Origin of the sequence: Amycolatopsis ponsaeliensis (assembly GCF_030182635.1) — a bacterium.
In the GTDB taxonomy this organism is placed as follows: domain Bacteria; phylum Actinomycetota; class Actinomycetes; order Mycobacteriales; family Pseudonocardiaceae; genus Amycolatopsis; species Amycolatopsis ponsaeliensis.
In genome coordinates this window covers 130,147-136,318 of sequence record NZ_JAPZLD010000032.1, presented here as the reverse complement: position 1 = coordinate 136,318, position 6,172 = coordinate 130,147, and the positions used below count along the sequence as shown (strand labels likewise).

At 69.6% G+C, this 6,172-nt stretch carries 3 protein-coding genes; all 3 read right to left on the bottom strand.

Features of this window, described 5'->3' with window-relative positions; all coding sequences use genetic code 11:
* Positions 1 to 138: 138 nt before the first annotated feature.
* Positions 139 to 2,622, bottom strand: coding sequence for a DNA gyrase/topoisomerase IV subunit A (locus QQ657_RS37330; RefSeq protein WP_284747042.1), 2,484 nt, complete (start codon positions 2,620 to 2,622; stop codon positions 139 to 141).
* 27 nt (positions 2,623 to 2,649) lie between these two features.
* Positions 2,650 to 4,701: a DNA gyrase/topoisomerase IV subunit B gene (locus QQ657_RS37325; RefSeq protein ID WP_284747041.1), complete on the bottom strand. Its 2,052-nt coding sequence runs from the start codon at positions 4,699 to 4,701 to the stop codon at positions 2,650 to 2,652.
* Between the two features lie 136 nt (positions 4,702 to 4,837).
* Positions 4,838 to 6,148, bottom strand: a complete 1,311-nt coding sequence (locus QQ657_RS37320) for a phospholipase D-like domain-containing protein (RefSeq protein ID WP_284747040.1) — start codon at positions 6,146 to 6,148, stop codon at positions 4,838 to 4,840.
* Positions 6,149 to 6,172: the final 24 nt, after the last annotated feature.

Sequence of the window (6,172 nt, the reverse complement as noted above, 5' to 3'; positions counted from 1 at the left end):
ATCGCCGCATGATCACCACAAAAGCCCTGGTCATCACACTGACAGGCCGGTCAGTGTTCACGATGTCCTGAAACATCAACTGTTCACGATGTCCTGAACTCAAGCACAGGGGTCTAACCCTGTTTCCCACTCACGACCTCAGTCGCGTTCGATGAGGTGGCCCACCACGTCGGGACCTGGGTGCGCGTGACCCGAGCCGTCGCGGCGGACGTCGATCTCCGGGAGCTCCACCGGGTCGCCGTTGCGGGCCGCGCCGGCCGGGCGGGGGCCGATCCAAGCGACACGCAGAGCCGTTTCGCCCTTCAAGAACCGCTGCGCCCGGACACCGCCGGTCGCGCGGCCCTTCGCCGGGTACTCGCTGAACGGCGTGACCTTCACACTCTGCCCGGTCGACGTGATCACCAGCGGCTCGCCGTGCTCGTCGTCGTCCGTGCGGACCGCCGCGAAGAAGACCGTCGAACCCGCGCCCACGTTGATGCCCGCCATGCCGCCGCCCTTCAGGCCCTGGGGGCGGACCAGCGACGCCGCGTACTTCAGCAGTGCTGCCTCCGACGACACGAAGGCCAGCGTCTCCGAGCCGTCCGTCAGCCACGTCGCGCCGACTACCTCGTCGCCGTCCTTCAGGCTGATCACTTCGAACTCGTCCGAGCGGACCGGCCACTCCGGCGAACAGATCTTCACCACTCCGGCCTTCGTACCGAGCGCCAACCCGGGGGAACCCGACGCCTGCTCGCCCAGCGGCGCGATGCCGACGACCGTCTCGCCCTTCTCCAGCGGGACCAGTTCGCGAGCTGCCATGCCGCCACGCAACGACACCGTGCCCGCCTGCTCCGGCAGCACCGGCAACGGCAGCACGTCCGTCTTGAACGCCCGGCCGCGGCTCGTCACCAGCAGGATCTGGCCACGCGCGGTCGTGTGGACCACCGCCGCCACCGCGTCGTGCTTCACCCGGCCGTTGCGCCGGCGGGTCTCCGTCGACTCCTCGGACTCCGCCGCCGTACGCGCCACCAGGCCGGTCGCCGACAGGATCACCTGGCACGGGTCGTCCGTGACCTCCAGGGGACCGGACGGCTTCGACGCGGCCAGGACCTCCTTGAGGTCACCGTCGATCAGCGACGTGCGGCGCTCGGTCGGGAAGTCCTTCGCAATCTTCGCCAGCTCCGCCGAGACCAGCTTCTTCAGCACCGACTCGTCGTCGAGGATCTTGGACAGCTCGGCGATCTCCTCGCGCAGCCGCTCCTGCTCCGACTCCAGCTCCAGCCGGTCGTACTTGGTCAGCCGGCGCAGGGGAGTGTCGAGGATGTACGTCGCCTGGATCTCCGACAGCTTGAAGCGCGTCATCAAGCCGTCCTTCGCGGCCTGCGCGTTCTCGCTTTCGCGGATGAGCTTGATCACCTTGTCGATGTTCAGCAGCGCGATCAGCAGGCCGTCGACCAGGTGCAGCCGCTCTTCACGCTTCCGGCGCCGGTACTTCGTGCGCCGCGTGACGACCTCGTAGCGGTGCCGGAGGAAGACTTCCAGCAGCTCCTTGAGGCCCAGCGTCTGCGGCTGGCCGTCGACGAGGACCAGGTTGTTGATGCCGAACGACTGCTCCAGCGGCGTGAGCCGGTACAGGTCCGCGAGCAGGGCCTGCGGGTTGACGCCGACCTTGCACTCGATGACCAGCCGCGTGCCGTTCTCGCGGTCGGTGAGGTCCTTGACGTCGGCGATGCCGGTGAGCCGCTTGGACTTGTTGACCTCGTCGGTGATCTTCTCGATCACCTTCTCCGGGCCGACGCCGTAGGGCAGCTCGGTGACGGTGATCGCCTGCCGCCCGCGGCTGCCTTCGAGGGGCCCGGTCTCGCAGTTCGCGCGCATCCGGACCACGCCGCGGCCGGTCTCGTACGCGCGTCGGACCTCGTCCAGGCCCAGCAGGCTGCCGCCGGTCGGGAGGTCGGGGCCGGGCACGAACTCCATCAGCTTGTCGAGCGTCGCGGACGGGTGCGTGATCAGCCACCGCGCCGCCGCGACGACCTCGCCGAGGTTGTGCGGGATCATGTTGGTCGCCATCCCGACCGCGATCCCGGACGTGCCGTTGACCAGCAGGTTCGGGAACGCCGCGGGCAGCACGGACGGCTCTTCGAGCGAACCGTCGTAGTTCGGGCGGAAGTCGACGGTGTCTTCGCCGAGCTCGCCGACCAGCTGCATCGCCTCGGGCGACATCCGCGCTTCGGTGTACCGCGAGGCGGCCGGGCCGTCGTCGGGCGAGCCGAAGTTGCCGTGGCCGTCGATCAGCGGGACGTTCAGCGAGAAGTCCTGCGCCAGCCGGACCATCGCGTCGTAGATCGCGACGTCACCGTGCGGGTGGTACTTGCCCATCACGTCGCCGACCACGCGCGACGACTTCACGTACGCGTGCGTCGGGCGGTAGCCGTTCTCGTTCATCGAGTACAGGATCCGGCGGTGCACCGGCTTCAACCCGTCCCGCGCGTCCGGCAGGGCGCGCGAGTGGATGACCGAATACGCGTACTCCAGGTAGCTGTCTTCGATCTCGGTCTTCAGCGAGTTGTCGAAGACGTTCGCCCCGGCGGAGTCGAACGCGCTGGGATCGACCTTGGTGGTGGTGCCCTTGCGGCGTGCCACGGCAGAACTCCTTGGTAGCTGCGAAAATTAAGCGTCGATGGCGTCGCGGTCGATCCGGTCCGAAGAGGCGACCAGCCAGTTCCGCCGGGGCTCGACCTTCTCGCCCATCAGCAGTTCCAGCGCGTTCTCGGCGGCTTCGGCGTCGTCCATGGTGATCCGGCGGACCGAGCGGGTGGACGGGTTCATCGTGGTGTCCCACAGCTCGTCGGCGTCCATCTCGCCGAGGCCCTTGAACCGCGGCACCGGCGTGACGATGCTCTTGCCCGCCCGCTCCAGCTCCGCGTACTTGGACTCCATCTCCTGCTGCGTGTACGTGAAGTGCGTCTCCGGGTTGCGGCCCTTGGTGACGAGCTTGTGCAGCGGCGGCATCGCCGCGTACAGCCGGCCGTCCTCGATCACCGGCCGCATGTACTTCGCGAACAGCGTGATCAGCAGGGTCCGGATGTGCGAGCCGTCGACGTCCGCGTCCGCCATCAGGATGACGCGGCCGTAGCGCATGGTCGTCAGGTCGAACGTGCGCCCGGTGCCCGCGCCCAGCACCTGCACGATCGACGCGATCTCGGCGTTCTTCAGCGTGTCGCCGAGCGACGCCTTCTGCACGTTCAGGATCTTGCCCCGCAGCGGCAGCAGCGCCTGGTACTCCGACACGCGGGCCATGCGCGCCGACCCCAGCGCGCTGTCACCCTCGACGAGGAACAGCTCGCTGCGGGAGACGCCGGTGGTGCGGCAGTCGACCAGCTTCGGCGGCATCGCCGCGCCCTCGAGCGCGGTCTTGCGCCTCGCGGCGTCCTTCTGCTGCTTCTGGGTGAGCCGGACGCGCGAGGCGTCGACCACCTTCTGCAGCACGACCTTGGCCTCGGACTTCGTCTTGCGGTCTTCGGTCCAGGCCTTCACGTGCTTGTCGACGATGCCCTGGATGACCCGGGTGATACCCGCGGTGGACAGCTCGTCCTTCGTCTGCGACGTGAACTGCGGCTCCGGCAGCCGGACGTGCACCACGGCCGTCATGCCCTCGAGGACGTCCTCGATCGTCGGCATGTCCTCCTTGGGCTTGAGCAGCCCGCGGGTCTTGGAGATCGCGTCCTGCAACGCCTTCGCCATCGCGCGGTCGAACCCGCGGCGGTGCGTTCCGCCGTGAACGTTGCGGATCGTGTTGGTGAAGCACTCGACGGTGCGCTCGTAGCCGGTGCCCCAGCGCAGCGCCACCTCGACCTCGGCGTGGCGCTCCACATTGGACTGCATGACGCCGGCGGCGTCCGCCGCGTTCTCCTTGTAGGTGCCCTCACCGGTGATGAGCAGCGTGCCGCAGACCGGCTTCTCGCCCGACGGCGTGAGGAAGTCGACCATGTCGACCAGGCCGTGCGGGAAGTGGAAGGTCTCTTCGTTGATCGTGTCTTCGATCGCCGTGCGCAGCACGTACGTGACACCCGGGACGAGGAACGCGGTGTTGCGCAGCTTCGCGCGCACGCCCTCGACGTCCAGCGCCGCGCCGGACTCGAAGTAGCGCGAGTCGTACCAGTAGCGGATCGACGTGCCGCTGCGCTCGCCGCGCTTCATCTTGCCGGTGAGGTTCAGCCCGGACCGGCGGGTGAACTTCGCCTTCGGGCCGGGCGCGTCGAAGGTGCCGGGGATGCCGTGCTTGAACGACATCTGGTGGACCTTGCCCTCTTGCTTGACCGTGACGTCGAAGCGGTGGGACAGCGCGTTGACCGCCGAAGCGCCGACGCCGTGCAGGCCGCCGGAGGTCTTGTAGCCCGATCCGCCGAACTTGCCACCCGCGTGCAGCCGGGTCAGGACCAGCTCCACGCCGGACAAACCGGACTTCGCGTGGGTGCCGGTGGGGATGCCGCGACCGTCGTCGTCCACCTGGACGCTGCTGTCGGCGTGCAGCGTGACGACGATCTTCGTCGCGTGGCCGGCGACGCCCTCGTCCGTCGAGTTGTCCACCACCTCGGAGAAGAGGTGGTTGATGCCCCGGCTGTCGGTGGAACCGATGTACATCCCGGGGCGCTTGCGGACGGCCTCGAGCCCCTCGAGGTGCGTGAGGTCGTCGGCCCCGTACAAGGTCTCGGCAGTCACAGGGTCGTTCTCCCGGATCGTGGCTCGCGAAAAGTGCTGGTGGTGGTGCGGACTCGGCCTGCACCGTACTGCAGGATATCCGCCCACCCCGACAACTTCCGCGCGCTCCCTGCTCCGGAGTGGCGCGCGCCGCCCGCTACTTGGGGTCGTAGCCCAGGTCGGGCCACAGGCCGAGCAGGGCTTCGATCTTCCGCGGGACCTGGAAGCTGTTCCGGAAGTTCGGCTTCTCGCCGATCGTCGCGAGGCCCTTGCGGAGCTCGCCGAACAGCGGCCGAGCGGCGGTCTCCCGCGTCAGGATGTAGCAGTAGGTGCGGCGCGGGTACGCGAACTCGTCGGTGTAGGCCTGCAGCACGAGACCAGGGGCTTCGATCCGCGACCCGACCAGGGCGCGACCCTGCTTCTGGCTGTAGACGCGGATCACGTGCACGCCCGCGCGGAGCGTGCGCGGCGGGTCCTGGCCCTGGCCGTCGTCGGCCCAGAACAGCTCGACGCGGAACGGCTGCTCGCCGTTTTCGCCGGGGTGGGTGTAATCGCGCGTCAGCTCTTCGAGCCGGTACTCGGCCTCGGCCGACGGCTCGCCGCCTTCGACGAGGCTGACGAGGTACAGCTCGGCCGGGCGCGGCCAGGAGGGCCGGGGGACGTCGGTCTCCGGGGTCTCGGGAGAGTCCGAAGACTCCACCGTCTCCGGCGTGTCGGCCGCTTCCGGCTCGTTCGCGACGGCCGGTGCCGCAACCGGTTCCGGGGCCGGCTCGGCCGGGGGAGCCGGCGCGACCTCGACGACCGGGGCGGGCGGCGGCGTCGGAGCGGGCCGGACGGGGGACGGCGGCGGGGTCGGGGCGGCGGGCCGGACCGGCGTCGCGGGGCGGCTCGTGACCACGGGCCGGGCGGGTGCCGCGGGGCGGCTGGGGGTGGCGGGGCGCGGCGAGGTGACCAGCTTGCCGGCGCCGTACTGCTCCAGGAGCGGCTCCAGGTCACCCGCCGTCAGCGCGGGTCCCGCGAGGTCGCACCACTCGAGCCAGGCCTCCTGGGCCTCCTCGACGGTGTGCTTCTCGTGGGAGACCGTCACGGCTTCGAACAGCTGCCGCGGGCCGGCGGCGGTGACGTCCGCCGAGCCGACCACCACGAACGACGGTTCGTCCTCGGCGATCACCAGCTTCGCGTTCAGCCCGCGCAGCGAGTGCACGATCACGCCCGCCTTCACCCAGTGCAGCAGGGCGTGCGGACTCGTCGCGCCGGACAGCACGGTGTCCAGGCTCGCGTCCGTGATCACCGTGTCTCCGGGTTCCAACGGCAGCAGCGCCGCCGCGCCGGGCCCGACGTGGCCGAAGGCCGCCACCAGGTTCCGGCGAGGCGCGAGCAGCGGCGTGATCGACCCCCAGATGTCGCGGCCCGTGAGAAGGCGTACCGAACGTTCTGCCAGACCCAGCCGACCGAGCTCCGCGTCCATGTCCCAGACCTTACTTGGTGCCCC

Excerpts from the sequence above, each read along its gene's own strand:
- QQ657_RS37320 (WP_284747040.1), bottom strand. The coding sequence starts at position 6,148 with ATGGACGCGGAGCTCGGTCGGCTGGGTCTGGCAGAACGTTCGGTACGC.